The organism is Streptomyces sp. SID5469 (genome assembly GCF_009862865.1).
GTDB lineage: Bacteria > Actinomycetota > Actinomycetes > Streptomycetales > Streptomycetaceae > Streptomyces > Streptomyces avermitilis.
Window position 1 is genome coordinate 1,419,664 of record NZ_WWIN01000001.1, and the last position, 26,111, is coordinate 1,445,774.

Below are 26,111 nucleotides of genomic sequence, written 5' to 3' on the forward strand. Positions count from 1 at the left end.
CGGACCAGCTATGCACTCCAGGCATACACGTCACGTATACACACCATGTATACACAGAGCGTATAGCACACCGGACATCCACCCGGGAAACCTGGGTCCATGGATCCGCCGGGCTGCTCGCCCGTCGCCGATCAAGACGTCAGCCGGGCCCCCAAGGTTGCTTCACGGCAAACGAGTTGGCTCGCACGCGCACATCACTCGTCACGATTAGAACAGATCTTCGAATATCGAGGTACGCTGCACCTATGTCCACGCACCTCCAGGGATCGCTCTTCGACCAGACCGACGAACTCGGGCTCGGCCCGCTGGACGGCCTGCGACGGACCGTCCTGGGTGCCGGGGCCTGGATCGATCTGCTGCCGGGCTGGCTCAGCGGCGCCGACGCCCTGTTCGAACGGCTCGCCGCCGACGTGCCGTGGCGGGCGGAGCGACGGAAGATGTACGACCAGACGGTCGACGTGCCCCGGCTGCTCGCGTACTACCGGGCGGGCGACACGCTGCCGCACCCCGTCCTCGCCGAGGCTCGCGACGCACTGTCCGCGCACTACGTGGCCGAGCTCGGCGAACCGTTCACCACGGCCGGGCTCTGCTACTACCGCGACGGCCGCGACAGCGTGGCCTGGCACGGCGACCGGATCGGCCGGGGCGCCCGCGAGGACACGATGGTCGCGATCCTCTCCGTGGGCGCGCCCCGCGATCTGGCCCTGCGTCCGCGCGGCGGCGGCGACGTCCTGCGGCGCCCGCTCGGACACGGCGACCTGATCGTGATGGGCGGCTCCTGCCAGCGGACGTGGGAACACGCCATCCCCAAGAGCACCCGGGCGGCCGGGCCCCGGATCAGCATCCAGTTCCGGCCGAGCGGCGTGAACTGAGCGGCCTCGGTGTCAGGGCGTGAGGTGCATCTGCACGGCCGGGGCGTAGCGGTCGACGATGTCGTCGATGGCGGCGGCACGCAGATGGGTGCCGCGGGCGATGCCGAACATGACACCGAGGCCGAGCAGCGCGCTCACCGCGAGTTCGGCACGCAGACCGGCGTCGGGGCCGGCCAGTCGCTCGGCGAGGCGGTCGCCGACCTGGGCGCGGAAGTTGGCGCGCAGGATGTCGCCCTGTTCGCCCTGGAGGGGTGCGAAGACGATGCGCAGGACGGGGTCGGCGCCCCGCTCGGTCTGGCCGACCAGCACATGCCGGACCATGTGCCGGCCGAGGTCGTCGAGGGGCGCGTCCAGCAGGTCCGGGACATCGGCCTCGAAGGACATCACGCGGGCGAAGAGCGCGTCCTTGTTGCCGAAGTACTTCAGTATCAGCGGCGGGCTGACCCCGGCCCGGTCCGCGACCGCCTTGAGGGTGATGTCCGCGTGGGCGTGGCGGGCCAGCAGATGGCGGGCCGCGCGGAGGATGGCCGCCTTGGTCGCCTCGGCGTCACGGCGCGCCGGGGCGGCGGCCGGCGGGGTGGCGGCGGAGGGAGTGGTCATGGTGCTCATGCTCCTTCCAGCGCCTCGTCGTGGGACGGCCGGGTACGGCCGCGGGCCCGTCGCGTGCCGTGGGAGTCGGGGTCCCCGGGGATGACGAGGGCGGCGGCGCAGGCCATCACTGCGACCGTACCCGCCATCGCGAACGCCAGCAGATAGCCGTGCAGGGTGGGTACCGGGGCGCCTCCCACCAGGCTGGTGTGGTGGACCAGGACGGCGGCGACCGCCGCGCTGCACACGGCTTGGCCGATGGTGCGCATCAGGACGTTGACGCCGTTGGCGGAGGCGGTCTGTCCGGCGGGCACGGCACGCAGGATCAGGGTGGGCAGGGCCGAGTAGGCGAGGGTCGTGCCGACCGCGATGACCGTGGCGCCCACGATGATCATCCACAGGTCGCGGCTGTCCGCGATGCGCACGGCGTAGCCGACGGCGATGACCGCGGCCCCGAGTGCCAGCGTCACGCGCGGGCCGCGGGCGGCCGAGATGCGCGCCGAGACCGGCGAGAACAGCAGCATGATGACGCCGCCGGGCAGCAGGCACAGACCGGTCTGCACGATGGACAGCCCGAGTCCGTAGCCGGTGGCCTTGGGCGCCTGCACCAGCTGCGCCGTGACCAGCGAGTTGCCGTAGAAGGCGAATCCGGTCAGCAGCGCGGCCACGTGCGGCAGGGCGACCCGGGGGCGGGAGGCCAGCTTCAGGTCCACCAGGGGCCGCGGGGCCCGCCACTGCTGGAACCACCACAGCGTCAGTACGAGTACGCAGGCCACGAGCAGGCCGACGATCCGCGGACTGGTCCAGCCCCACTGCCCGCCCTGCGACACACCGAGGAGCAGGCAGACCAGGCCCGCGGCCAGCCCCAGCGCACCCAGCGTGTCGAAGCGGCCCGGCTGCCGGACGGGCGACTCGCGCACCGCCCACCACGCCAGTGCCAGTCCGCCGGCGCCGAGCCCGGTGGTCGCCCAGAACATGACGTGCCAGTCGGCGTACTGCACGATCATCGCGGCGATCGGCAGACCGAGCGCGGCGCCGATGCCCACGGTGGAACTCATCAGGGCCACCGCGGAACCCGTGCGCTCGGGCGGGAGTTCGTCGCGCAGGATGCTGATCGACAGCGGTACGACGGCGGCCGCCGCGCCCTGGAGGGCCCGCGCGGCGATGAGCACGCGGATGTCGGAGGTGACGGCGCACAGCAGCGAGCCCAGGGTCATCAGCGCGAGGGCGGCGAGCAGAACCCGCCGCTTGCCGTACATGTCGCCGGCCCGGCCGAGCACCGGGGTCAGCACCGCGCCGGAGAGCAGGGTGGCGGTGACCATCCAGGAGACGGCGCCCGCGGAAGCGCCGGTCAGGCGCGGCAGGTCGGGCAGCAGCGGCACCACGACCGTCTGCATGACGGCCATGAGGATTCCGCCGAACGCCAGGACGGGGACCGTCAGCCGGTCGCGGACACCCGGCCGTCCGGCCGGTCCGTCGGGGGTCGCGGACCGGTCGGACGGGGTGGATATCGGGACCATGGTCACTCCAGGGGCGGCAGCCGACGTGAAGAAGGGAGGTGAATAGGAATTCACCTTAGCCGGGTGAATGGTCATTCACCCAGAATTCTCCGTCGGACGCGGCCGCCGGCGGCCGGCCTACCGGCCCGTGCGCGCCTGGACGGTACGCGCCAGTCGCGGCCCCAGCCAGCGCTTGAGCCTGCGCAGCGCCTCCAGTTGTCCGGCCGCCCGGTCGATCCGGTAGTAGAGCTGCGGAGGCACGTACGGCAGCAGCGGGGAATGGCGCTGGCCGAGCAGGGCGAACATCTGCGGGGGCGGAAGGCGGATGTAGCGCGGGAGGTTCTCGTACCACTGGGCGCTGAGCCGGGCCGCGCTCTGGATGTGCAGGAGCGCGGACTTGCGTTCCCGCTCGTAGGCGGCGAGCGCGCCCGGCAGGTCGCGGTGCGCGCTCAGGGCTTCGGCGAGGGCGATGGCGTCCTCCAGGGCGAGGGTGGTGCCCGCGCCGATGGAGTAGTGGGTGGTGTGGGCGGCGTCGCCGATCAGGACGAGGTTGTCGCGATGCCAGGTGCGGTTGGTGAGGGTGCGGAAGTTCAGCCACTGGGCGGCACCGTCGCTCTGCGCCCGGCCGATCAGCTCGTGCCCGTCGAGGACGTCGGCGAAGAGCTTCTCCAGCAGGGCGAGACCGTCGGCCTCGCTGGCCCGGTCGAGGCCGAGCCCGGTCCAGGTTTCCGGGGAGCACTCGATGACGCAGGTGCTGTGGCCGTCGCTGAATCCATAGCCGTAGCACCAGATCCAGCCGTGTTCGCTCTCCACAAAGGCGAAGGTGAACGAGTCGAAGACCTTGGTGGTGCCGAGCCAGATGTAGCGGTTGCGGCCGAGCACGGTCTCGCTGCCGAAGTGGTCGGCGTAGCGGCCGCGCAGCACGCTGTTGACCCCGTCGCCGGCGACGACCAGATCGGCCTCGGGCAGTGGGTCGTCGGCGCCGATCTCATGCTCGTACTCGATGCGGACGCCCAGGGACCGGGCCCGGTCGGCCAGTACGTCGAGGAATCTGCGGCGGCCGATGCCGAAGCCCTCGTCGCCGTGGTGGACCGTGGTGCGGTTCCGGACGTGGGCGACTCCGTCGCTCCAGCGGACGGAGTTCTCGCTGACGGCGAGCGCCGACTCGGGGTCACTCCCGCGGAGTTTGTCGAGCAGGCCGCTCCAGTAGGTCACGCCCCAGCCGTAGGTCGATCCGGCGGGGTTCCGCTCGTGGACGGTGATGTCGTGGGACGGGTCCTGGCGCTTCATCAGGATCGAGAAGTACAGGCTTGCGGGTCCGCCGCCGACGCACGCGATCTTCACGCGCACTCCCCTATGTTACGCAAAGCGGTCAATTGACCACGAAGGGTAGCAGCGCCATCGTGCAGACCGACCGTCCCGGCCTCTTCCGCCGCGCGGCGGGCGGGGGCGGTCGTACGATCGCGGCCCGTCCCGCCGCAGACGACAGGAGCCCCTGTGACGCATCCGCCCGCCGGCCCGGTCCTGGCCGCACTCGTCTCCCGGGCGACCGGGGGCCGCTACTGGCGACTGGACCGGCCGGGCGCCGGTCTCGACGCCGAGGCGATGCACATCCCGCCGGGTGCGGCGGCCGAGCCGCCCGGTGACCGCTCGCGGGACGTCCTCGTGATCGCCCTCGACGGGGGCGGCCGGCTCCGGACACCGGGCGGATGGCTGGAGTTGGCACCCCCGGCCGCCGTGTGGCTGCCCCCCGCCGCTGGATACCGGCTGCACGCGGGGGAGGCGGGGCTGCACTGCGTGACCGTACGCCCGCGCCGTCCGGCCGCTCCCCCGGCCCTGCCGACGACGGGGGCGACCGGAGAGCCCGCATGCCTGCTGCACCAGGTCTGCGCCGAGTGCGGACGTATGGCCACGGAGAGCGACGCCCGCTACTGCAATCGCTGCGGGAACCCCCTGGAGCGGTGAGGGCAGGCGCCAGTTCGCGCCAGTCTGCGCACGTGAGCCGCACCACTCGCCCCGCATCGACGGCAAAAGATCACCGCGATGGCGCCGATCCGGGGTGGAACTTCCCCCTCCGCCGCCGGGTGGGCCACCCGGGGCGGCAAGATCATCTTCGTTCAATCCTGTATGACATGTAGGTAATTGTCCGGATCGTAGCCAACCGGTTTTCGTCGATTTCTCCGGCTCCCGACCGGGCGGATAGGCATGCCGAGTCGTCAACACACCTCGACTCAGAAGGACTTCGCATGCCCGAACTCACCCGCCGTCATGCCCTCGGGGCCGCCGCCGCCCTGGCGGCCGTGGCCGGCACTCAGGCCCTTGCCGCTCCGTCCGCGTCCGCGGCCGGGCACCACGGGGGTCCCCAGCCGTTCGACGAGGTCTATCAGGGGCGCCGAATAGAGGGCCGCGCGACCGGGGGCGGTCATCACCACGGCTCCGGGTACGGCGTGTTCATCGACGGGATGGAACTGCACGTGATGCAGAACGTCGACGGCAGCTGGATCAGCGTCGTCAGCCACTACGACCCCGTGGCCACCCCGCGCGCCGCCGCCCGCGCCGCGGTCGTGGAGCTTCAGGGCGCGCCGCTCGTCCCCTTCAACTGACCGTCCCGCACGTAGAGTTCTGGAGTCACCCGCACATGACCGTACGCAAGAACCAGGCGACCCTGACGGCCGACGAGAAGCGGCGCTTCGTCGACGCGCTCGTGGCGCTCAAGCGCAGTGGCCGCTACGACGAGTTCGTCACGACCCACAACGCCTTCATCATGGGCGACACCGACAGCGGCGAACGCACGGGCCATCGTTCGCCTTCCTTCCTGCCCTGGCACCGCAGATTTTTGATCGAGTTCGAGCAGGCGCTCCAGGCGGTCGACCCGTCGGTCGCGCTGCCGTACTGGGACTGGAGCACCGACCGCACGGCGCGTGCCTCCCTGTGGGCGCCCGACTTCCTCGGCGGCAGCGGACGCAGCCTGGACGGCCGGGTGATGGACGGGCCGTTCGCGGCGTCCACCGGCAACTGGCCGGTCAACGTGCGGGTCGACAGCCGTACGTATCTGCGGCGCACGCTCGGCGGCGGCGGGCGCGAGCTGCCGACCCGGGCGGAGGTCGACTCCGTGCTCGCGATGTCCACGTACGACATGGCCCCGTGGAACAGCGCGTCGGACGGGTTCCGCAACCATCTCGAGGGCTGGCGCGGTGTGAACCTGCACAACCGCGTCCACGTCTGGGTCGGCGGCCAGATGGCCACCGGGGTCTCCCCCAACGACCCGGTCTTCTGGCTCCACCACGCCTACATCGACAGGCTCTGGGCCCAGTGGCAGAGCCGCCACCCGGGCTCCGGTTATGTGCCGACGGGCGGCACGCCGAACGTCGTCGACCTGAACGAGACCATGAAGCCGTGGAACGACGTACGCCCCGCGGACCTGCTGGACCACACCGCGCACTACACGTTCGACACCGTCTGACGGCCGAGGCGCTCGAGGTCCCGGCGGCCACTCGTGGGAGGCCGCCGGGGTCGTGATCCAGGGCCGGCGGATCAGGCGGGCGGGAAAAGCCGCACGGCCTGTCAGCCCCCGCGTCCTTGGGCATGCTCCGCCGGGGAGGTCCTAGACGTCGTCGGCGGTACGGCACTCCGGGTGGCCCCAGCCCTGCGCGTTCTTGGCGATGGGCTCGCCCGCCGCGTAGGGGCGGCCGCAGACACAGCGGCCGGGGAACTTCGCCTTGATCGTGCGCGTGCTCGTCTTGGCGGTGCGCGCGGAGGCACGCTTCTTGGCGGGAGCGCCGCGACCCGCGGAGCCGGCCGCGACGGTGTCGGGCGACTTCGGCGGCTCCGGGGAGCCGTACTCGCTGCCCGCCGGTTCCTGGACGATCGCCGCCTGGCTGGCGGCACGGTCGGCGAAGTCGTTGAGCCGGTCGCCGTCGACCTGGTGCGCGGGGACGTAACGGAACTCGACGGAGCGTCCGTCGAGCAGTTCGTCGATGCGGGCGACCAGTTCCTGGTTGGCGACCGGCTTCCCCGCGGCCGTCTTCCAGCCCTTGCGCTTCCAGCCGGGCAGCCAGGTCGTGACGGCCTTCATCGCGTACTGGGAGTCCATCCGGATCTCCAGCGGGACGTCCGGATCCATCGCGCTCAACAAGCGCTCCAGCGCGGTGAGTTCGGCCACGTTGTTCGTGGCCGTGCCGAGCGCCCCGGCCGCCCAGCGGGTCGGGGTCTCCTCGCCGTCGGCGACGACCCAGGCCCATCCGGCCGGTCCGGGGTTTCCCTTCGACGCCCCGTCACAGGCGGCCACCACACGTTCAGACATGCCCCCGATCATGCCACGCTCCGCCGGGCGCTCCGGGCCCGGGTCCGACGCCGCCGACGCCCTCCAGGAGGGGCTGGCCCCCAGCACGATCACCGTGCGTCGGGACGTGGACGAAGGTCGCGCCGCACGGGGTGGTCCACCTGGAGGGGCGGAGGTTTCGGCCAGACCTTGCCTGGTTCGACGGTGTTCACGCACGCTACGGGGACCTAGCGTCACGATCATGAAACCGTTGACCGGCAGCACCACCGACCAGGCACCGGCCGATCCGGCCGCCACCGACGACGTGTTGGCCACCCAGCCCATCGGCTACTGGAGCGGTCTGGCCCACACGGCGGTCACCCGGCAGCTGCGGGACGCCATGGCCAGGATCGACGTCACACAGCCGCAGTACTGGGTGCTCAACCGCGTGCACGGCGGGCCCGCGGCGCCGGGCCGGGAGGAGGTGGTCACCCAGCTGACGCCCCTCGCGGACGGGCCGCACGAGATCGCGCGGGTCGTCGACCAGCTGCTTCACCGGGGCTGGCTTCGGATCGACGCCGGACAGCGCCTGCGTCTCACCGACACCGGGGAGGCTGCCAGGAAGCGGCTGCGTGAGCTGGTGACCGAGCTGCGCGCGGTGGTCCACGAGGGCATCAGCGACGAGGAGTACGTGACCGCGCTCAAGGTGCTGCGCACGATGATCGCCAACGTCGAGGGCGATGCGGGCTGCTAGGCCAGGGCGGCGGAGGGACGCGGGCGCTGCCCCGGCCGCAGGACGGCCGGGCCTTCGTGTCGTGGTCCTGGCGCTGCCGTCAGGACACGTCGGTCAGCTTGGGCAGCTCGCCCTGGGTGGTCTTGATGTCGATGACGGCGAAGGACGCGCCCTGCGGGTCGCTCAGCGCCGCGAAACGGCCGAACGGGCTGTCCATCGGTCCGAACCGCAGGATGCCACCGTGCTCGGTCGCCTTCGCGACGGCCGCGTCGACGTCCTCGACCGTGAAGTAGACGTTGATGAAGGACGGAACCTCGGGCGGGAAGTCGTCCGTCATCTTCATCCGGCCGAGGACCGCGTCCTCGCCGACGCTGAAGATCCTGAAGTCGACCGCCTCGTCCTCGATCTGCTGGGCGGTGAGCGGGAAGACGGCCGGGAAGAACGCGTCGGGCTTCTCGGGCTCACGGGTGAAGACCTCGGCCCAGCAGTACGCGCCCGGCACGGCCGTCGCCTCGAAGCCCTTGTGGACGCCGGGCTGCCAGACGCCGAAGACGGCACCGCTCGGCTCACGGGCCAGGGCCATGGTGCCGAAATCGCCGACCTGCATCGGCTCCATCAGCACCTCACCCCCGTTGTCCCGGATCTTTCGGGCGGTCGCGGCGGCGTCGGGAGACGCGAAGTACAGGCACCAGGCGGAGTGCCCCTCCTGTCCGGGCATGGGCGGTACGACGGCGGCGACCGCCTTCCCGTCGGCGTACGCCTGTGTGTAGTTGCCGTACTCGGACGACGACTCGCCGAACGTCCAGCCGAGCACATCGCCGTAGAAGGTCTTGGCCCCCTCGACATCGCTGAACATCGCGTCGGCCCAACAGGGCTTTCCCTCGGGGTATACGGCCATGATCCGTGCCCTTCCGTGGCGTCTCCGGTTCGACGTGCGGGTGCGGTTCCTCACGCTAGCCAGGCATCGGCCGGGCCGCGCGCCGAACGGCCCGAGCCGGACCACACTGGGACGGGGCGATCGTCGACGGGACGGGGTACGGGCGATGTGGGCATGGGAAGTGGAGCGGCCGGGTCCGATCGAGGACGGTCCGCTGCGGTTCGTGGAGCGGCCGGTCCCGGTACCGGGACCCGGTGAGCTGCTCGTGCGGGTGCGCGCCTGCGGGGTGTGCCGTACCGACCTGCACGTCAGCGAGGGCGACCTGCCGGTGCACCGGCCCCGGGTGACACCCGGGCACGAGGTCGTGGGCGTGGTGGCGGGACGGGGCGCGGACGCCGGCGGCTACGCGGTCGGGGACCGGGTGGGGGTGGCCTGGCTGCGCCGTACGGACGGCACCTGCCGGTACTGCGTGCGCGGGGCCGAGAACCTCTGTCCGGCGTCCGAGTACACCGGATGGGACACGGACGGCGGCTACGCCGAGTACACGACCGTCCCGGCCGCGTTCGCGTACCGGCTGCCCACCGACGTCGACGACGTGGCGCTGGCGCCGCTGCTGTGCGCGGGCATCATCGGCTACCGGGCGCTGGTGCGGGCGTCGCTGCCACCGGGCGGGCGACTCGGTCTGTACGGGTTCGGCGGCAGTGCCCACCTGTGCGCACAGGTCGCGCTCGCACAGGGCGCCACCGTGCACGTACTGACCCGGGACCCGGCCTCGCAGCGGCTCGCGCTCGCCCTCGGGGCCGCCTCGGCGGGCGGGGCGTACGACACCCCGCCGGAGCCGCTGGACAGCGCGATCCTGTTCGCGCCGGCCGGCGGTCTGGTGCCGGTCGCGCTGCGGGCCCTGGACCGCGGCGGGGTGCTGTCGGTCGCCGGCATCCATCTGAGCGACACCCCGCCGCTGTGCTACGAACGCGAGCTGTTCTACGAGAAGGAGCTGCGCAGCGTCACCTCGAACACGCGCGCGGACGGCCGGGAGTTCCTGGAGCTGGCGGCCCGGTACGGGGTCCGGGCCACGACGCACACCTATCCCTTGTCCGAGGCGCAGCAGGCCCTGCGGGATCTGAAGGCGGGCCGCTTCGACGGGGCGGCCGTCCTGGTCAACGACGTCTGAACGGCACCGGGCCGCGCAGGTGCGGCTCCGGCCTGCGCGTGCGTGGATGGATCCAGGCGTGTGGTGGCGGAGGTGGCCCGCGATGGACGACGTGGACAGTGCGAACGCGCCGTCCGGCGCGTTCGACGCCGTCGAAGCGATCGGCACCACCCTCGACGAGCGCACCACGTGCGCGGAACTCGCCACGTACGTGTGCCGGAAGACGGGCGAGGCCGCCGCGGTGGACCTGCTGCCCGTCGACGTTCCGGCCGCGCCGCCCATGCCGCACGCGCCGCAGCCGGCCCTGACCCGGGTGGCCACCGCGGGCCGGAGCGGGCTGCTGGCGTCGTGGGGCGTCGAGGGCCCGCGGCCGCTGGCCGTGCGGGCGCTGGACGAGGGGCATCCGATCACCGCCTCGATGGATCTGTCCGGCCGTGTCCCCCGGCAGGTGATGACGGTGCCGCTGCTGGCCCACGGCCGTCTCTACGGGGTGCTGCTCGTGGTCCGGCAGGGTCCGGCGTTCACGGACCGGGACACGGCGGTCACGCACTTCGCGGCCCGCCTCGCCGCCGTCCACCTGGGGCACGCCCGGCAGCACGGGACCGTCCGCAGCACGGCGCTCGACCTGCAGCGGGCCCTGCTGGCCGAGCCGGGCCGGCCGCATCCGAACCTCTCCCTGGCGACCCGCTATCTGCCCGCGGGAGGCGGGGCCCTCGTCGGCGGGGACTGGTTCGAGACCATCCGGCTGCACTACGGGCGGACGCTGCTGGTGATGGGCGACGTCATGGGCCACGGCCTGGAGGCAGCGGTGGACATGAACGCCTACCGTTCGATGCTGCGCTACGTCGCCTCGACCGACCTGCCGCCCCACCGGGTGCTGCGCCGGCTGGACGCGGCGGTGGCCGAGGACGGCATCCGCCGCCCGGCCACCTGTCTGCTGGTGCGGGTCGACCCGGCGCGCGGGTCGGTCGCGCTGGCCAGTGCCGGGCACCTGCCGCCCGTCGTGTTCAGCGGGGACGGCACCGGCGAACTCCTCGACGTGCCCGTCGGCCCTCCGCTGGCCACGGGAGTGGGTGGCTACGAGCCGGCGACGCGGCCTCTGGCGGCCGACGAGACCCTGGTGATGTTCACCGACGGGCTGGTGGAGCGGCGCAGAGAGGACATCGACGTGTCCCTCGCACGGCTGGCCGGACTGCGGCTGCCGCCCGGCGCGGTCGTCGAGGAGATCCTCTCCCGGCTCCTCGCACACCTCGACGCCCGGAACGCCGAGGACGACGTCGCCGTACTGGCCGCGCGCATCCGCCGACGGCCCATGGTGAACCGGGACGCTCACGCAGGCTGACCGGACCCGGCCCGGGACCTGGCTGAAGGACCCGGCCGAAGAGGTGCCTCGCCCCACCGACCGGATGACATCTCCTGGCCGACGTATGCCTTCCGCCCGTCGCCCTCCTGTGCTTGCCTGGGGAACCCTTTCGGCGGTCGGGGCGGGAGTTGCTGCATGCGGAAGCCGTGGATCGTGGGGATAGTGCTGGGCGTGCTGCTGCTCGGCGCGTGCGGGGATCCGGCGTCCGGGCCCGAGGGGGCCCCGCCCGCGCCCGAGGTGCGGGGGACATCGGCGGCCACGCGTCAGGGCGCCGCCGCCTCTCCGAGGGCGAGCGCGTCGGTGCGGGCCCCCACCGTGCTGTACCTCGGCGACTCGCTCGCGATGGAGAACCAGAAGGTCCTCGGCGGCCTGCTGCGGGACGGGCTGCACGCGAAGTACACGAGCGCCCCCTACTCCGGGACCACGCTGTGCGACTACCTGGAAGGCACCGCCGTGCGGTCGCTGGTCCCGGCCGCGGACAAGGCCGCCGCCCTGGTCCGCTCGACACACCCCGACTTCGTGGTGCTTCAGTTCTGGGGCAACTCCTGGGGCTACACGCCGTGCATGGACGGGATCACCTACGACGCGGCCCGTTCGAAGTACTTCGCGCGGTACGCGGCGGACGCGAAGACGCTGACCGAGCAGATCGCCGCGGCGGGCGGCGCCCGACGGCCCAAGGTGGTCTGGGTGTTGCAGGGCCCCGACCCGATCACCCCCGACCGCGTCCGCCGTGTGAACGCGCTCTACGAGGAGCGCGCCCGCACCTCGGACGGCCTCGTCGCCGACGCGGGGAAGGCGGTGAGCCCGGCCACCGGCCGCTACACCTGGTCGCAGTACCTGCCGTGCACGGCGTACGAACACGCCCACGCGGCGTACTGCACCCAGCCGGGACGCGACCGTACCGCCCTCCACCGCGACGACGACTACCTGCACTTCTGTCTGGCGCCCACGACGTCCACACCGAAACCCTGTCCGGCCCGCTCCCCCGGCATCCTGCGCATCGCCCGCGCGATCGCCCGGGCGATCGGAGCGCACCTGGGCTGACGGCGCGCGTCCAGCGGTGCGCGGGCGCGGGTGCCGCGGTGCGCGCGAGACGGGGTGCGCGCGAGACGGGGACCCACCGCGCGCCTTTCGTCCCTCCAGGCCCTGTTGACATCACCAGGCAGTTCTTTAGCGTGGAGCCTCGCACAGCATGTCGCACGACATTCGATATATCGAACAAGGGCGGGGGGTGGAGGGACACCGCTGCCCCGTCTCTTCGACATGCGGAGGATTCCGTGAACCCATCCCTCGGCAGACGGCACTTCCTCGCCGCCACCGGTACGGCCGCGGCGGCAGCGACCGTGGCCACCGGTGGCGCCGGCGCAGCACACGCCGCCACCGGAGCCGCCCCGACCACCGCCGGCACCGGCACCGACACCGACACCGGCACCGGCACCGGCACCGGCACGCGCCCCTTCCCGCTCGGCGCGGTGACTCTCCTGGACGGCCCGTTCCGCGACAACCAGCGGCGCAACTCCGCCTATCTGCGCTTCGTCGACATCGACCGGCTGCTGCACACCTTCCGCACCAATGTCGGCCTGCCCAGTGACGCCGAGCCGTGCGGCGGCTGGGAGGGGCCGGGCGTGGAACTGCGCGGTCACTCCACCGGCCATCTGCTGTCCGGACTGGCCCTCGCCCATGCGAGCACGGGCGAGGAGGCACTGCGCGACAAGGGCCGCCGGCTCGTCGCCGCGCTCGCCGAGTGCCAGTCGGCGGCGCCCGCGGCCGGCTTCGGCACGGGCTATCTGTCCGCGTTCCCGGAGAGCTTCTTCGACCGGCTGGAGGCGGGCAGCGGCGTCTGGGCGCCGTACTACACCATCCACAAGATCATGGCCGGGCTCGTCGAGCAGTACCGGCTGGTCGGCGTCGGCCAGGCCCTGGAGGTCGTGCTCCGGCAGGCGCGGTGGGTCGACGAGCGGACCGCGAAACTGTCGTACGAGCAGATGCAGCGCGTGCTGGAGACGGAGTTCGGCGGCATGAACGACGTGCTCGCCGACCTGCACGCCCTCACCGGTGACCCCCGATGGCTCGATGTCGCCGAGCGCTTCACCCACGCCCGCGTCTTCGATCCGCTGGCCGGGAACCAGGACAAACTGGCGGGACTGCACGCCAACACCCAGATACCGAAGATGGTCGGCGCGCTGCGGCTGTGGGAGGAGGGCCGGGCGGACCGCTACCGCACCGTCGCGGAGAACTTCTGGCAGATCGTCACCGATCACCACACCTATGTCATCGGGGGCAACAGCAACGGCGAGGCGTTCCACGAACCGGACGTCATAGCGGGCCAGTTGTCCGACAACACCTGCGAGAACTGCAACAGCTACAACATGCTCAAACTGACCCGGCTGCTGCACTTCCACGCGCCGGACCGGACCGACCTGCTCGACTACTACGAACGCACTCTGCTCAACCAGATGCTGGGCGAGCAGGACCCCGACTCCGAGCACGGCTTCGCCATCTACTACACCGGCCTGGCTCCCGGATCGTTCAAACGGCAGCCGTCCTTCATGGGCCCCGACCCGGACGTCTACTCGACCGACTACGACAACTTCTCCTGCGACCACGGCACGGGCATGGAGACCCCGGCGAAGTTCGCCGACACGGTCTACTCGCACGACGGCCGGAGTCTGCGGGTCAACCTCTTCGTCCCGTCCGAGGTCGTCTGGCGGGCGAAGGGCATCAGCTGGCGGCAGACGACGCGCTTCCCCGACCGGTCCTCCACCACGCTGACCGTCAGTTCGGGCCGGGCCGCACACCGGCTCCTGATCCGCGTCCCCTCCTGGGCCGCCGGTGCCCGGGCGACGCTCAACGGCCGCGCCCTGCCCGACCGTCCGCAGCCCGGCTCATGGCTCGCCCTGGAGCGGGTCTGGCGCACCGGGGACCGCGTAGAGGTGTCCCTGCCCATGCGCACGGCCGTCGAGGCGACCCCCGACGACCCCGACGTGCAGGCGGTGGTGCACGGCCCGGTGGTGCTGGCCGGGGCGTACGGCGACCGGGCGAACCCGTGGCTGCCGCGGCTGGACGTGACCTCCGTGCGGCAGGAGGCGCGGGAACCGCTGCGCTTCACCGCCCGCGCCGACGGCGAGGAGGTCACGCTGCTGCCGGTCGCCCGCGTGCACCACCAGCACTACTCCGTGTACTGGCTCACCGGCGAACCGCCCTCCCCGCCCCCGGAGTTCGCGGCCTGGCACCGCTTCGACGAGACCACGGGCAGCACGGCCGCCGACGCCACCGGGAACGGCAGGACGGCCCGGCTGAGCGGCGGCACCTCCTGGTCGGCGTCCGGCCACGACGGCGGAGCGGTGTCGCTGGACGGCGCCGACGGCCATGTCGCCCTGGCCGACGACCTGTTGGCGGGTGCCGCCGCCCACTCGCTCGCCACCTGGGTCCGGCTGGACGGGAACCCCGGTACCTGGAGCCGGATCTTCGACATCGGCACCGGCGTCACCGCCAACATGTTCCTGACCCCGCTCAGCGGCAGCGGCACCCTGCGATACGCCATCACCGCCGGCGGCGCGGGCGGCGAACAGCGCATCGACGCGGAGCCGCTGCCCACCGGGCGCTGGGTGCACGTGGCCGTGACCTACGGCAGTGGCACGGCGGTCCTGTACGTGGACGGCACGGAGGCGGGCCGCAATGTGAACGTGACGGTGGAGCCGCGCCACTTCGGCAATCACCTCCGCGCCGGATACCTCGGCAGGTCCCAGTACGCCGACCCGTACCTCAAGGGCGCGCTCGACGACTTCCGCGTGTACGGCAGGACACTGACCGCCACCGAGGTCGCGTCACTGGCCTCGTAACCCGTCGACTGCCGCCGCCGTCCGCTACTCGCCCTCGTACGCCTTCTCCAGGGCGGCGATGTCCAGCTTGCCCATCTCCATCATGGCCTTGGACGTGCGGGCCGCCTTCTCGGGGTCCGCATCGCCGATCATGCCGATGAGCTTCGCCGGGACGACCTGCCAGGACAGGCCGTACCTGTCCTTCAGCCACCCGCACGGACCGCCCTCGCCGCCACCCTCGGTGAGCCTGTTCCAGTAGTGGTCCACCTCGTCCTGGTCGTCGCAGAAGATCTGGAAGGAGACGGCTTCGCTGAAGGTGAACTGCGGGCCGCCGTTCAGGGCGACGAACTTCTGTCCGTTGGCCACGAACTCCACGACCATGACGGATCCGGCGGGGCCCGGTCCGCCTTCGGGGTAGCGGCCGACCCGGCCGAGCCGGGAGTTCTTGAAGACCGACACGTAGTAGTCGGCCGCTTCCTCGGCCTGGCCGTCGAACCACAGACAGGTGGTGAATCCTTCGGCGGGCATGGGTACCTCCTCGGGCGGGGAACGTCTTCACCTCTGTCGACCGATCCTCGCCCGGAAACTCATCGGTCGCCCGCCGGGCAGTTTCTGCTCCCCGGCAATCATCGCGTGTTCTGCCGGTCGGGGACGTGCGGGCGTTCTTCAGGCAGCTGCGCGAAGGGGAGTGCCCGGTGGTTGCCCCGGGCGCCTCTGCCCGCGGCGAATCTGCTGCGGGCAGAGAAAGCGGATCCGGCGGCGCTCGGCGGTCAAGAGTGGAGTCGAGCGGCCACGGCAGCCGCGCCGACGACTTACGGAGGACCCATGACTCCACTCACCACGGGGTGGCATCCAGCCCTTTCACCGCGGGCCGAGGAGGGCGACACCCCGCCCTCGCGCTTCGACGACCATCTGGCGGCACAACTGCTCGCCCAGCGGATCGTGCTCCTGGGGACACAGGTGGACGAGGTGTCGGCGAACCGGGTCTGTGCGCAGTTGCTGCTGCTGTCCGCCGAGGACTCGCGCACCGACATCAGCCTGTACATCAACAGCCCGGGCGGGTCCGTCACCGCGGGCCTCGCCATCTACGACACCATGCGGCTCATCCCCAACGACGTGTCCACGCTCGCCATGGGCTTCGCCGCCAGCATGGGGCAGTTCCTGCTCAGCGTCGGCGCGGCCGGGAAGCGGTTCGCGCTGCCGAACGCGCGGATCATGATGCACCAGCCGTCGGCGGGCATCGGCGGGACCACCGCGGACATCGAGATCCAGGCGGAGAACCTGGAGTTCACGAAGAAGGCGATCGAGCGGATCACCGCGGAGCACACGGGGCAGAGCGAGGAGACCATCTCCCGCGACGGCGACCGGGACCGCTGGTTCACGGCCGAGCAGGCCAAGGAGTACGGGATGGTCGACCGGGTGGTGGAGTCACTCGACGACGTCCGCCCGACCGCCTCGCGCCGACGGATGGGGCTGTGACATGGGTTCGTACACGATTCCGAACGTCGTCGAGCGGACCCCGCAGGGCGAGCGGTCGTACGACGTCTTCAGCCGGCTGCTCTCCGAGCGGATCATCTTCCTCGGTACGGAGATCGACGACGGAGTGGCCAACGTCGTCATCGCGCAACTCCTCCATCTGGAGTCGGCGAACCCGGAGCACGAGATCGCGATCTACATCAACTCGCCCGGGGGATCCTTCACTTCACTGATGGCGATCTACGACACGATGACGTTCGTGCAGGCCCCGATCTCGACGTTCTGCGTCGGGCAGGCGGCCTCGACGGCGGCGGTGCTGCTCGCGGGCGGTGACCCGGGCCGGCGGTTCGTGCTGGAGCACGCCCGGGTCCTGCTCGGCCAGCCGGCCAGCGGCGGACGTCAGGGCACGGTCTCGGACCTCAGTCTCCAGGCCAAGGAGATGATCCGGATCCGCTCCCAGGTGGAGGAGGTGCTCTCCCGGCACACGCGGCACGACATCGCGACCCTGCGCGCCGACATGGACCGGGACAAGGTGTTCACCGCGCAGGAGGCCGTCGCGTACGGGCTCGCCGACGAGGTGCTCAGCCGGCGGCTCGCGGTCGTCTAGGTCCTGTCGTCAAATCCCGTCCGCCCCGCGACGGCCTGGGCCGACAGGGCCCCCTGGGTGTCCGACGGCCGCGAGCCACCGCGCGCGGGTCAGGCGGCGAGGCACATGCCGTCGTACCGCGCGGTCGGCGCGGTGCGTCCCCGGGCCGGCCTCGTCCGGGTATGGCGGGTCAGCTCGTGGTGGGCGAGGGAAAGGAGATCCGTCAGGCCGAGTCCGAGGGCCTGGGCGGCGGCCGCGAGGACCTCGGAGGAGGCCTCCTTGCGGCCGCGCTCCAGCTCCGACAGGTACGGCATCGAGATCCGGGCCGCGTCGGCCACGTCCTTGAGCGTGCGCTCCTGTGCGAGCCGCTCGCGCCGCAGCACGTCACCGACGAGGTCGCGCCACAAGGGCTCCTTGGCCGCGGGGGCGGCCGGCCGCTGTCCCGGCCGCTGCGGGGCGCGGCCCGGGGCGGTGACGGGAACGCGCGCGGCGTTCGGACTTCGGGGCGGGGCGCTCGCCGGGCGCAGGGCGATGACGCGGGCTTCGTTCGGCGCTTGATTGCTCACCCCCTCAGCGTAGGAGTGCCGCGCCGAAGGGGAAGGGATCGGCGTTCTGCCCTGGGTGAATCCCGCGGTGCCGGCCCATCGCCTCGGCGTCCGCCATGGACCGAGCACCCGTCAGGGATCCCGTGCGAAGTCCCGTACAACCCTGGTGACCCATCGAGTGTCAAACAGGGCGCCGGACAAGGAACGGGCCCTTTCCGGACACCCCCGCGCTGCCCGGCCACCTTTCTCTTTCAGGAGCCGCTCGTGCGCAAGAACCGTTCGGCCGCCCTCGCCGCGGCCTCATTTCTTCTGATGACCGGAGCGGGCATCGCCGCCGCCCCGTCCGCGTACGCCGGAACACCCGGCGGTACGCACGCGAACGACCGCAACAGCGACTTCAACGGCGACGGTTACGAGGACGTGCTGGTCGGCGCTCCGGGAGCGACGGTCAGCGGCAAGAAGGGCGCCGGTCTCGTCACCGTGCAGTACGGGTCGTCGAGAGGAATCGGCACCACCAACGCGGCCCGCTTCAGCCAGTCCACGGCCGACGTCGCGGGCGCCGCCGAGACCGGTGACGCGTTCGGCCGGGCGGTCGCCACCGGCGACCTCGACGGCGACGGGTACGACGACGCGATCGTCGGCGTGCCCGGTGAGGACCTCGGTACCACCAAGGACGCGGGCGGTGTCGCCGTTCTGTGGGGCTCCAAGTCCGGGCTGTCGGGCGCCGCCAGCGACTGGCTGGAGACCCAGGAGCCCACCGCCGACGAGCAGTTCGGCAGCGCGCTCGCCGCGGCCCACTTCACCGATGAGACGCCGGGCGACCTGCTCGCCGTACTCGACCGCGACGACCTGGAGCTGTTCGGGTACGACTCCGCGGCGCAGGCCTCGCTGAAGCAGCGGTCGCAGCAGCGGCTCTCGGCACGCGCCGACCAGCGCGACATCCTGCCCACGTCGCTGACCACCGGCGACTACGACGACAACGGGTACGCCGACCTCGTCGTGTCCGGCGTGACCGTGGGCGACGAGCCGGGGCACGGCTGGTCCTCGCTGCTGACGGGGCACGCTGACGGGCTGTCGTACGAACGCGATCTACGAGGCGGACCGGTCGCCGCGTCCGGGGACATCAACAACGACGGCTACGACGACCTGGTGACCGGTGAGCCGCACTCCCCCAACGACGTGTACGGCGAGACACGCACGGGCGGTGTGGTCGGCGTGCGTCTCGGCGGCCCGGACGGGCCCGCGGCCGATCCCGACTGGTGGACGCAGGAGTCGGCCGGCGTACCCGGCACCGCGGAGGTCGGCGACGGCTGGGGCACCGACCTGTCGGTCGCGGACACCGATGGCGACGGGTACGCGGACGTGGCGATCGGCGCCTCCGGCGAGGACATCGGCACGGTGGCCGACGCGGGCGCCGTGTGGGTGCTGCGCGGCTCGGCCGGCGGGCTCACCGCGGCCGGGGCCAAGTCGTGGGACCAGAACTCGGCGGACGTACCGGGCGTGGCGGAGAAGGGCGACAAATGGGGCGCCCAGGTCCGGTTGACCGACCCGAACCGCGACGGACGCTTCGGGCTGCTCGCCTCGGCGCCCGGCGAGAACGCCGGCGACGGCTTCGTCTGGGTCCTGTCGGCGGGCACCGGCGGGATCACGGCTTCGGGCTCCTGGACGTACGGCGCGGACACGCTCGGCGCGCCCTCCGTGGCCGCGGCGTTCGGCGCGGCGATCGACGAATAGCCGTACGGCGTGAGCCGTTCCCGGCGTGACGGCCGTCGACGGAAGCCCAATTGCGGGCGAACGGGCGGGCGTACAACGGGCACGGCGGGGTAACCGGGGTCGGGAGCGGTCGGAGCGCCGACCCGAATCATCAACAGGGAGACGAACGTGCTGATGGCCCACCCCGCCGTGCTGCGCAATCTCGTGGAGCAGTACGAGACCCTGCGCGCCCTGCACGCCGAGAACGGCAGTACGGAAGTGCGACAGCGCATGGACGACGCGGCCTACACGCTCTGCGTATCGACCGGTACGAAGGACGTGGAGGCCGCGCTCGTCGCCGCCCGCCGTCGACTGCCCCTGGCACGCACCAAGGAGGACTCGCTGCTCACCACGTGACCGGCGACACATCCAAGTCGCGCGACCGTTGACATGTGTTCCCGATTCCGGGGTAAGCGCGGGAGCACGACGCTTGGACAAAGCCCGACAGGCCGAACAGTGAGTTTCGTGGGAGAGGTAATGGACACCGCCATGAGCAGGTCGATGGTCAAGGACGAGGCGACCCGGACCGCGACTGGTGAGGGGTCGCTGCCACATATCGTGGATCCGCGTACCGTGGCTCCTCGTGACGCGCGGGAGCTGTCCCGCCAGTTCTTCCGGCGCCTGAGCGAACTCGAAGAGGGCACACACGACTACCAGTACGCCCGCAACACCCTGATCGAGATGAACATGTCGCTGGTGCGGTTCGCGGCGGGACGCTTCCGCAACCGTGGGGACGACATGGAGGACATCGTCCAGGTCGGCATGATCGGCCTCATCAAGGCGATCGACCGGTTCGAGATCTCTCGCGAGGTCGAGTTCACCTCCTTCGCGCTGCCGTACATCGTCGGCGAGATCAAGCGTTTCTTCCGCGACACGACGTGGGCGGTCCATGTGCCGCGCCGCCTCCAGGAGTTGCGGGTCGAGCTGGCCAAGGCGCGCGAGGAACTGTCGAGCCGGCTGGACCGCGAGCCCAGCGTCGCCGAGCTCGCCACCCTGATGAACCTGTCCGAGAACGAGGTCGTCGAGGCCCAGATCGCCTCCAACGGGTACAACTCGTCGTCGCTGGACGCCGCGCTCTCCGGGGACGACCAGGAGGGCGAAGCCGTCCTGGCCGACTTCATCGGCGAGGAGGACGACGGCATGCAGCTGGTCGAGGACTTCCACACCCTCGCGCCCCTGGTCGCCGAGCTCAGTGACCGCGACCGGCAGATCATCCACATGAGGTTCGTGGAGGAGGCCACCCAGGCGGACATCGGCGCCCGGCTCGGCTGCTCCCAGATGCATGTCTCCCGTCTGATCAAGCGGATCATCGAGCAGCTGCGCACGGGCATGCTCTCCGATCTGCATCGGGTCGAGAGCGCCTGACGGTTCCTGAAGTCGAGAGCGCCTGACGGTTTTCCTGACAGGGCGGTGGCGCTGCCCCACTCCGGTGAGTGGGGCAGCGCCACCGCCCTTTCGACGCTGTCCTCAGCGTCAGGCTTTCCTCAGCGCAGCCACTGGTCCTTCTCCGCGGGCCGGTAGAGGGTCACCGCCCTGGTCCGCTTGTCCAGGACGAGCCGGGGTGCGGCCGCCCGGGTCACCTCTCCGTCGTACGAGAACCGCGGGTCGCCCTTCAGGACTTCGAGCCGGAGGCCGCGCACCTGCGCGGTGGTCAGCACCCGCGAGTTGTGCAGAGTCCCGGTGAGCACCGCGAGCAGCAGCCGTGTCCTGGCCAGTGGCGTGCCGGCGTCCACGGCACGGACGTCGAGGAGGCCGTCGTCGAGCTGGGTGCGGTACGTGGGCGCGAAGCCGGCCGGGTGGTAGATGCCGTTGCCCGCGAACAGCAGCCACAGGCGCTTGGGGCGGCCGTTCACCGAGACGCTGACGGGGCTGCCCGCCGCGAGCACGCGCGCCAGTCCGACGACGAGGGCGGGCCATTTGCCGATCCGCTTCTCCAGCTGCTCACGGGCGTGCACGAGGTCGGAGTAGACACCGAGACTGAAGGTGTTGAGGAACAACTGCTCGGGGCCGTCGGGAACGCGGGCGCAGCCGACGTCGGCGACGATCGCGTCCCCGTCGCACACGGCGCGTGCGACGTCCTCCATCGTCTGGTTTCCCAGGTCCACGGCGAAGTGGTTGAAGGTGCCGCCGGGGAACACCGCGAGCGGTACACCGAGCCGAGCGGCCACCTCCGTCGCCGCGTTGATCGTGCCGTCGCCGCCGCAGGCGCCGAGCGCGCCGCCCGCTTCCTTCGCCTGCCGGGCGGCCCGTTCGAGGAGTTCCGGCAGTTCCTGGCCCTCCTGCGGCACCAGGAACTCGGCCTTGGGCAGGAGCGAGCGCAGGCGGCCCACGGCGTCGTCCGCGTCGGTGCTCCGCGAGACGCCGGACGAGGGGTTGACGACCACATGGAGTCCGGCTCCGTCGGCCAGTGCCGGCGCGGGCCTGCGGGGCGGCGCCGCGGCGGCCGCCGTCTCGGGCTTGACCGGCCACCAGCGTGCGGTGAGCGCGGCGGCGCCGATGCCGATGGCGGTCCCGACCGCCACATCGCCGGGGTGGCGGGCCCCGGAACGGATGCGGGCCGCCGTCAGGGCCGCGGCGGCCGGGGCGACGAGGAGACCGTACCGGGGCGCTTCCAACACGACGCCCGCGGCGAACGCGGCGGCTGACGCGGCGGGTCCCGCCGCGTGCGGGGCCTCTGCCCGGTGGGCGGTCGGACGCGCGAGCGTGCGGGTGACGGCCGACGCCATGGCCACGGCTCCGATGCCCCGCATCGCCGCCCGGCGCGCCGTGCGCTGCCCGGACACGCCGAGCAGTGCGGCGGCGCCGACCCATACGAGCCCGCCTCCGACGGTCCGACGCCACCCGGACGTCCCGCTCCGCCCCGCCTCGAATGCGGTGGCGACGCGGCGGCCGGTGCCGCCCCCTTGTCGCAGCCAAGCCGTGCGTTCGGAAGCCACTGGGCCCACCCCTTGCGTATCGACGGATCTACCGGTCGGCAAGGTGAGCGCCGCCCCTCTCCCTGATGCCCAGGCTTCTCCCCTTCATGGGTGTTCATGGGTTCACGACTGTTTCGGCAGCTCCATGACGGCCCTGACGCACTTCCCGACCGGCACTCGCTCCACGGTCACCGCGGCCGCCAGCACATGGACGATCTCCAGTCCGTGCATACCCACGCGTCCGGGGTCCGGGGGGTAGCGCCTGGGCAGCGCGGCGCTGCTGTCGTACACCGTGACGGTCACGGAGGCGTCGGTGCCCTCCAGCTCGAGGATGTACGGGCCGTGGCTGTGCCGGTCGGCGTTGGTGACCAGTTCGCTCACCACGAGAAGCAGGTCGCCGTCGGCACGGGCGTCGATGGGCGCGCACCACTCGGACCGCAGCTGTTCGAGGAACAGCGCGGCGAAGGCCCGGGCCTCGGCGATGGACCCCAGTTCCCCCGTGTAGTGGGCCGCCCGCCGCAGCGGCTCCACGGGCATGTCGAAGTCAGTAGGTATCACTGCTCCGTCCAAGCTCTCGATCATGCAGGTCTCTCTCGGAAGCGGGTCCATTCCTGGCGCGCCACACCTCGTCCGTACCTCGTTCCTGGGGTGTCGCACCAGTGCTCGTACCCAGCGAATCGCTTCGCACTCACCCCATGTTCTCCCGGAGCGCGGCGCGGTGTGGCCCGTTCAGCCGGATCGGTGCGGACCAGCGGATGCCGGGCCGCGTCCCCGCCCCCTCGCGACAGGGCTGCCTCAGTACGACGGCGGGGTCGCGGCCGGCTCCGGGGCACTGTAGGTGGTGTCGGACTCGCTGGTGGTCTCGGGCGACACGACACCCGGCGACGGCGGCTCGGTGGTGGTGGGCTCGGTCGTCGGGGGCTCGGTCGTCGGGGGCTCGGTGGTCTTGCGCTCGGTGCTCTCGGGCTCGGTGGTCGGAGGCTCGGTGGTCTTGGGCTCGGTGGTCGGGGGCTCGGTGGTCTTGGGCTCGGTCGTGGGAGGCTCGGAGTACGACTCGGGTGACGACTCGCGCGACGAGTTCGGGGACGACGGAACCGATGGGGACGACGACGACGGCTCCGGCGACTTCGAGGACGGGGAGTGCGGCTTCGGCGAGGAGGAGTCCGGCGGGAGCATCGAGGCGCTCAACGACGGGGACGGCCGATGCCGCGGCGGATCGGTCTTCTCGTCATGTCGGCCCTTGTCGCCGCGCCGGCGGTGGAACCATTCGTCGTGGTCCGGGTCGAACATCACGAACACGTTGATGGCCGTCGGCGCGGGCGTGACGAACACGACGTTCTGCGGCCGGTACGAGGCCCACGTGTCGCCCGTCTGCCTGGGCCTGGTCGTCTGCGGGACCGGGTACAGGAGCGGGTTGCCGCAGGCGCAGCGCACCCGGGGCACGCCGCGGCTGTTGACGAGGACCGCGGTGCCGGCCTGTAGCACCGCCTGGTACGGGGTCGCCACGCCGTTGCGGAAGCCGTGGTTGGTGACCCAGGTGTCCACGCGCAGTTGCACGGGGGTGAGCGACCGCAGATAGGCAGGGACCTCGGACGGCGCGATGCCCTCCACCGAGGCGAAGGCACGGTTCTTCTCGGGGGCCGCCCGGAGCGCCTTGATCTGCTTCTCCACGTCGCAGCTGGAGACCTTGCGGGTGCCGCCGTAGAGACCGGGCTCGGAGCCGTCGATACCGCGCGCCGCCTGGGCGGACGCCGACGTGCTCGCCGGGGCCGGGGTCAGGGGGGCCGTGGAACTCTCGTTCGCCGTGGACTCCGTGAAGGGGTAGGGGCCCGACTTGCCGGCGGCCTGGAGGAAGACCTCGCCGCCCTTGCCGGCGGTGGACGTGCCGTGGGAGCGGGTGAGGACGAGGGCGGCCACTACGGCGACCACGACGGCGGTGGCCATCAGAGCCACCCGGGGTGCGGACTTCCACCAGCGTTCGGGCTCCTTGCCCGCGTCGCCCGGCCCGAGGGGACCGGACGGGCCGCCGCCACCGCCGGATCCCGCGGACCCCCCGCTGCCCGCGTCGCCGCCCGACGAGCTCCGGACGGGGCGGCCGCTCGGCTGGACGGGCCGCTGCTGCGTGGGACCCGACAACGGGCCCGAGGGGGGTCCTGTGGGGCGGCCGGCCGGCGGTTCGACGCTCACGAGCTCTTCTTCCCTGCGTAGGGATGAGCGGCATCTCATCTACTTTGTGCCGCTTTGTTGTAGATCAATCCATTGTGTGCTCCGGTCCCGGGCCGCTCGCAAGCCGACGCGGTCGGCCCTCCCGAGGGGCGGAGCGCCGACGCCGTGCTTAGCGTGACAGCGTGAGCGCCCCCACACCGTCCGACCAGACAGTGGCCCGCCCGGGCCGGTCGGCGTTCGCCCGGCACGGCTGGGTCCAGGCCCTCGCGACGGTACTGGCCGGGCTGATCGTCATGGTGGTGACCGCCGCGCTCGGACTGTTGGCGGCGGGTGCGGCCGGCCTTCCCGGCAACGCGTTCGTGAGCGTCGACGCGGCCACCGTGGTGACGGCGGTCGGCGGCACCGTGAAGCTCTCGGGCGACGCGGGGGCGATCGCCGACACGAAGGCCGGGCTGACCGTGATGCCCCTGTCCGTCTCGCTCGCCGGGGTGCTGACGATCGCCGCGGGCTTCCTGCGGCACCTGCGGCACCGGGCCGTCGCCGGCGCGCGCGAACTCGCCGGCTGGTCCGCCCGCATCGCCGTCGTGTGGCTGGTGGCGCTCGTCGGCCTCACGTTCACGGCCCGTCACACGTTCACGATCTCCCTGGGGAACGGGATGATCGGCGACATCGGCGAGCTCTTCGGCGTCGCTCCGAAGGTCGGCTTCACCACGGACGTACCCCTCACCCTGCTCTTCGGACTGCTGTGGCTGGTGGGTGTGTTCGTCCTCGCCCTGCTGGTGTCGCGCGGTGCGCCGCTGCCGGCCCGGGTCGTGCGCTTCCAGGAGTCGGTGCGTCCGGCGGCGTACGCGATGGTCGTGCTGCTGCTCGCGTATGTCGTCCTGGGGATCGTGATCGGGCTGGTCGTGGCGGCGAGCCGCGGGCACACCGCCGAGACGTTCGCGGTGATTCTGCTGGGGATGCCGAACCTGGTGTGGCTCGCCCTCACGATCGGTCTGGGTGCCACCTGGAACGGCCGGGTGGACGGGCCGTTCGGTCTGCCCATGCCGCATCTGCTCGACGAGGTCCTGCGCACGCCGGACGTCGCCACGCTCGATCTGCGCTCGCTCGCCCACTACGACGGCCGGGTGTGGTGGCTGGTCGTCGTCGACGCCGTGCTGATCCTGGCGGCCGCGTTCGTGATGGCGGTGCGGTCACCGGCGCGGATACGGGCCTGGCAGCACGCCCTGCACATGGCGGTCGCGCTGACGCTGACGGTGCTCATGATCTGTCTCGTCGCCCGCGTCTACGCCCATTTCGGCCTCTCGCTCCTCGGCATCGGAGATATCGACGGCGGCCTGTCCGGAGTGCTGTTCCTGAAGCCCAGGCTCTGGACCGCGCTCGGCTGGGCCGTGCTGTGGGGGCTGGTCACCGGCTTCCTCGGCGCGCTGCTCGCCAGGCCCGTGCACCGGCGAGGCGAAGTCGCCTGAGCGGCCCGGCCCTACCGGATGCACCCGACGGCCGCCTG

Annotated in this window: 25 protein-coding genes; 15 read left to right on the forward strand and 10 right to left on the reverse strand. The window is 71.8% G+C overall.

Features of this window, described 5'->3' with window-relative positions:
• Window positions 1-245 precede the first annotated feature (245 nt).
• Window positions 246-872 (forward strand): alpha-ketoglutarate-dependent dioxygenase AlkB, encoded by a 627-nt coding sequence (locus GTY58_RS06065; protein WP_010982569.1) that lies wholly within the window; start codon window positions 246-248, stop codon window positions 870-872.
• Window positions 873-884: 12 nt separating this feature from the next.
• On the opposite strand, the gene GTY58_RS06070 is transcribed toward GTY58_RS06065, so the two are convergent.
• From GTY58_RS06070 to GTY58_RS06080, 3 genes are all read right to left on the reverse strand, one after another.
• The gene (locus GTY58_RS06070) at window positions 885-1,481 is read right to left on the reverse strand and encodes a TetR family transcriptional regulator (protein ID WP_037646136.1); all 597 of its coding nucleotides are present in this window, start codon (window positions 1,479-1,481) and stop codon (window positions 885-887) included.
• The gene (locus GTY58_RS06075; protein WP_037646133.1) at window positions 1,478-2,980 is read right to left on the reverse strand and encodes an MFS transporter; all 1,503 of its coding nucleotides are present in this window, start codon (window positions 2,978-2,980) and stop codon (window positions 1,478-1,480) included. The genes GTY58_RS06070 and GTY58_RS06075 overlap by 4 nt, the downstream gene beginning before the upstream one ends.
• Window positions 2,981-3,097: 117 nt before the next feature.
• On the reverse strand, window positions 3,098-4,303 hold the full coding sequence (locus tag GTY58_RS06080) for an FAD-dependent monooxygenase (protein WP_010982572.1): 1,206 nt from the start codon (window positions 4,301-4,303) through the stop codon (window positions 3,098-3,100).
• 153 nt (window positions 4,304-4,456) lie between these two features.
• Between GTY58_RS06080 and GTY58_RS06085 the strand changes: the two genes are divergently transcribed.
• From GTY58_RS06085 to GTY58_RS06095, 3 genes are all read left to right on the forward strand, one after another.
• Complete coding sequence (locus GTY58_RS06085) at window positions 4,457-4,924, forward strand: hypothetical protein (protein ID WP_010982573.1); 468 nt, start codon at window positions 4,457-4,459, stop codon at window positions 4,922-4,924.
• Between the two features lie 281 nt (window positions 4,925-5,205).
• A complete protein-coding gene (locus GTY58_RS06090; protein WP_010982574.1) occupies window positions 5,206-5,562 on the forward strand; it encodes a tyrosinase cofactor in 357 nt (118 codons plus the stop codon).
• Between the two features lie 35 nt (window positions 5,563-5,597).
• A complete protein-coding gene (locus GTY58_RS06095; RefSeq protein WP_010982575.1) occupies window positions 5,598-6,422 on the forward strand; it encodes a tyrosinase family protein in 825 nt (274 codons plus the stop codon).
• Between the two features lie 141 nt (window positions 6,423-6,563).
• On the opposite strand, the gene GTY58_RS06100 is transcribed toward GTY58_RS06095, so the two are convergent.
• Window positions 6,564-7,274, reverse strand: coding sequence for a ribonuclease H (locus GTY58_RS06100; RefSeq protein WP_010982576.1), 711 nt, complete (start codon window positions 7,272-7,274; stop codon window positions 6,564-6,566).
• 208 nt (window positions 7,275-7,482) lie between these two features.
• Between GTY58_RS06100 and GTY58_RS06105 the strand changes: the two genes are divergently transcribed.
• Window positions 7,483-7,974: a MarR family winged helix-turn-helix transcriptional regulator gene (locus GTY58_RS06105; RefSeq protein WP_010982577.1), complete on the forward strand. Its 492-nt coding sequence runs from the start codon at window positions 7,483-7,485 to the stop codon at window positions 7,972-7,974.
• 79 nt (window positions 7,975-8,053) lie between these two features.
• Here the strand turns inward: GTY58_RS06105 and GTY58_RS06110 are convergent, their stop codons facing one another.
• A complete protein-coding gene (locus GTY58_RS06110; RefSeq protein ID WP_010982578.1) occupies window positions 8,054-8,851 on the reverse strand; it encodes a VOC family protein in 798 nt (265 codons plus the stop codon).
• Between the two features lie 145 nt (window positions 8,852-8,996).
• On the opposite strand from GTY58_RS06110, the gene GTY58_RS06115 reads away from it, so the two are divergent.
• From GTY58_RS06115 to GTY58_RS06130, 4 genes are all read left to right on the forward strand, one after another.
• Window positions 8,997-10,001 carry a zinc-binding alcohol dehydrogenase family protein gene (locus tag GTY58_RS06115; RefSeq protein WP_010982579.1) on the forward strand — a complete coding sequence of 335 codons (1,005 nt, stop codon included), beginning with the start codon at window positions 8,997-8,999 and terminating at the stop codon, window positions 9,999-10,001.
• An 82-nt stretch (window positions 10,002-10,083) separates the two neighbouring features.
• Complete coding sequence (locus tag GTY58_RS06120; RefSeq protein WP_107083075.1) at window positions 10,084-11,322, forward strand: GAF domain-containing SpoIIE family protein phosphatase; 1,239 nt, start codon at window positions 10,084-10,086, stop codon at window positions 11,320-11,322.
• Between the two features lie 156 nt (window positions 11,323-11,478).
• Window positions 11,479-12,387, forward strand: a complete 909-nt coding sequence (locus tag GTY58_RS06125) for a hypothetical protein (RefSeq protein WP_010982581.1) — start codon at window positions 11,479-11,481, stop codon at window positions 12,385-12,387.
• A 233-nt stretch (window positions 12,388-12,620) separates the two neighbouring features.
• Window positions 12,621-15,185 (forward strand): beta-L-arabinofuranosidase domain-containing protein, encoded by a 2,565-nt coding sequence (locus tag GTY58_RS06130; RefSeq protein ID WP_010982582.1) that lies wholly within the window; start codon window positions 12,621-12,623, stop codon window positions 15,183-15,185.
• 24 nt (window positions 15,186-15,209) lie between these two features.
• On the opposite strand, the gene GTY58_RS06135 is transcribed toward GTY58_RS06130, so the two are convergent.
• A complete protein-coding gene (locus GTY58_RS06135; RefSeq protein ID WP_010982583.1) occupies window positions 15,210-15,692 on the reverse strand; it encodes a VOC family protein in 483 nt (160 codons plus the stop codon).
• A 297-nt stretch (window positions 15,693-15,989) separates the two neighbouring features.
• On the opposite strand from GTY58_RS06135, the gene GTY58_RS06140 reads away from it, so the two are divergent.
• Both GTY58_RS06140 and GTY58_RS06145 read left to right on the forward strand, forming a co-directional pair.
• Window positions 15,990-16,643 carry an ATP-dependent Clp protease proteolytic subunit gene (locus GTY58_RS06140; protein ID WP_010982584.1) on the forward strand — a complete coding sequence of 218 codons (654 nt, stop codon included), beginning with the start codon at window positions 15,990-15,992 and terminating at the stop codon, window positions 16,641-16,643.
• A 1-nt stretch (window position 16,644) separates the two neighbouring features.
• Window positions 16,645-17,247: an ATP-dependent Clp protease proteolytic subunit gene (locus tag GTY58_RS06145; protein ID WP_010982585.1), complete on the forward strand. Its 603-nt coding sequence runs from the start codon at window positions 16,645-16,647 to the stop codon at window positions 17,245-17,247.
• An 89-nt stretch (window positions 17,248-17,336) separates the two neighbouring features.
• Here the strand turns inward: GTY58_RS06145 and GTY58_RS06150 are convergent, their stop codons facing one another.
• Window positions 17,337-17,792, reverse strand: a complete 456-nt coding sequence (locus tag GTY58_RS06150) for a helix-turn-helix transcriptional regulator (protein ID WP_010982586.1) — start codon at window positions 17,790-17,792, stop codon at window positions 17,337-17,339.
• 243 nt (window positions 17,793-18,035) lie between these two features.
• Between GTY58_RS06150 and GTY58_RS06155 the strand changes: the two genes are divergently transcribed.
• From GTY58_RS06155 to GTY58_RS06165, 3 genes are all read left to right on the forward strand, one after another.
• Window positions 18,036-19,505: an FG-GAP-like repeat-containing protein gene (locus tag GTY58_RS06155; protein ID WP_010982587.1), complete on the forward strand. Its 1,470-nt coding sequence runs from the start codon at window positions 18,036-18,038 to the stop codon at window positions 19,503-19,505.
• A gap of 147 nt (window positions 19,506-19,652) precedes the next feature.
• The gene (locus GTY58_RS06160) at window positions 19,653-19,880 is read left to right on the forward strand and encodes a DUF5133 domain-containing protein (RefSeq protein WP_010982588.1); all 228 of its coding nucleotides are present in this window, start codon (window positions 19,653-19,655) and stop codon (window positions 19,878-19,880) included.
• Between the two features lie 120 nt (window positions 19,881-20,000).
• Window positions 20,001-20,888, forward strand: coding sequence for an RNA polymerase sigma factor SigF (locus GTY58_RS06165; protein WP_010982589.1), 888 nt, complete (start codon window positions 20,001-20,003; stop codon window positions 20,886-20,888).
• Window positions 20,889-21,007: 119 nt separating this feature from the next.
• Here GTY58_RS06165 and GTY58_RS06170 read toward each other — a convergent pair whose 3' ends face one another.
• The 3 genes from GTY58_RS06170 to GTY58_RS06180 form a co-directional block, all read right to left on the reverse strand.
• Window positions 21,008-22,459, reverse strand: coding sequence for a diacylglycerol kinase family protein (locus GTY58_RS06170; protein ID WP_242432184.1), 1,452 nt, complete (start codon window positions 22,457-22,459; stop codon window positions 21,008-21,010).
• Between the two features lie 102 nt (window positions 22,460-22,561).
• Complete coding sequence (locus GTY58_RS06175; protein ID WP_010982591.1) at window positions 22,562-23,020, reverse strand: ATP-binding protein; 459 nt, start codon at window positions 23,018-23,020, stop codon at window positions 22,562-22,564.
• Window positions 23,021-23,233: 213 nt separating this feature from the next.
• Window positions 23,234-24,625: a DUF6777 domain-containing protein gene (locus tag GTY58_RS06180; RefSeq protein ID WP_242432185.1), complete on the reverse strand. Its 1,392-nt coding sequence runs from the start codon at window positions 24,623-24,625 to the stop codon at window positions 23,234-23,236.
• Between the two features lie 161 nt (window positions 24,626-24,786).
• Here GTY58_RS06180 and GTY58_RS06185 point away from each other — a divergent pair, with 161 nt between their 5' ends.
• Complete coding sequence (locus tag GTY58_RS06185) at window positions 24,787-26,073, forward strand: streptophobe family protein (RefSeq protein ID WP_242432186.1); 1,287 nt, start codon at window positions 24,787-24,789, stop codon at window positions 26,071-26,073.
• Window positions 26,074-26,111 lie beyond the last annotated feature (38 nt).

Excerpts from the sequence above, each read along its gene's own strand:
- GTY58_RS06065 (WP_010982569.1), top strand. The coding sequence starts at position 246 with ATGTCCACGCACCTCCAGGGATCGCTCTTCGACCAGACCGACGAACTC.
- GTY58_RS06070 (WP_037646136.1), bottom strand. The coding sequence starts at position 1,481 with ATGAGCACCATGACCACTCCCTCCGCCGCCACCCCGCCGGCCGCCGCC.
- GTY58_RS06075 (WP_037646133.1), bottom strand. The coding sequence starts at position 2,980 with ATGGTCCCGATATCCACCCCGTCCGACCGGTCCGCGACCCCCGACGGA.
- GTY58_RS06090 (WP_010982574.1), top strand. The coding sequence starts at position 5,206 with ATGCCCGAACTCACCCGCCGTCATGCCCTCGGGGCCGCCGCCGCCCTG.
- GTY58_RS06095 (WP_010982575.1), top strand. The coding sequence starts at position 5,598 with ATGACCGTACGCAAGAACCAGGCGACCCTGACGGCCGACGAGAAGCGG.
- GTY58_RS06100 (WP_010982576.1), bottom strand. The coding sequence starts at position 7,274 with ATGATCGGGGGCATGTCTGAACGTGTGGTGGCCGCCTGTGACGGGGCG.
- GTY58_RS06105 (WP_010982577.1), top strand. The coding sequence starts at position 7,483 with ATGAAACCGTTGACCGGCAGCACCACCGACCAGGCACCGGCCGATCCG.
- GTY58_RS06110 (WP_010982578.1), bottom strand. The coding sequence starts at position 8,851 with ATGGCCGTATACCCCGAGGGAAAGCCCTGTTGGGCCGACGCGATGTTC.
- GTY58_RS06115 (WP_010982579.1), top strand. The coding sequence starts at position 8,997 with ATGTGGGCATGGGAAGTGGAGCGGCCGGGTCCGATCGAGGACGGTCCG.
- GTY58_RS06120 (WP_107083075.1), top strand. The coding sequence starts at position 10,084 with ATGGACGACGTGGACAGTGCGAACGCGCCGTCCGGCGCGTTCGACGCC.
- GTY58_RS06125 (WP_010982581.1), top strand. The coding sequence starts at position 11,479 with ATGCGGAAGCCGTGGATCGTGGGGATAGTGCTGGGCGTGCTGCTGCTC.
- GTY58_RS06135 (WP_010982583.1), bottom strand. The coding sequence starts at position 15,692 with ATGCCCGCCGAAGGATTCACCACCTGTCTGTGGTTCGACGGCCAGGCC.
- GTY58_RS06140 (WP_010982584.1), top strand. The coding sequence starts at position 15,990 with ATGACTCCACTCACCACGGGGTGGCATCCAGCCCTTTCACCGCGGGCC.
- GTY58_RS06145 (WP_010982585.1), top strand. The coding sequence starts at position 16,645 with ATGGGTTCGTACACGATTCCGAACGTCGTCGAGCGGACCCCGCAGGGC.
- GTY58_RS06165 (WP_010982589.1), top strand. The coding sequence starts at position 20,001 with ATGGACACCGCCATGAGCAGGTCGATGGTCAAGGACGAGGCGACCCGG.
- GTY58_RS06175 (WP_010982591.1), bottom strand. The coding sequence starts at position 23,020 with ATGATCGAGAGCTTGGACGGAGCAGTGATACCTACTGACTTCGACATG.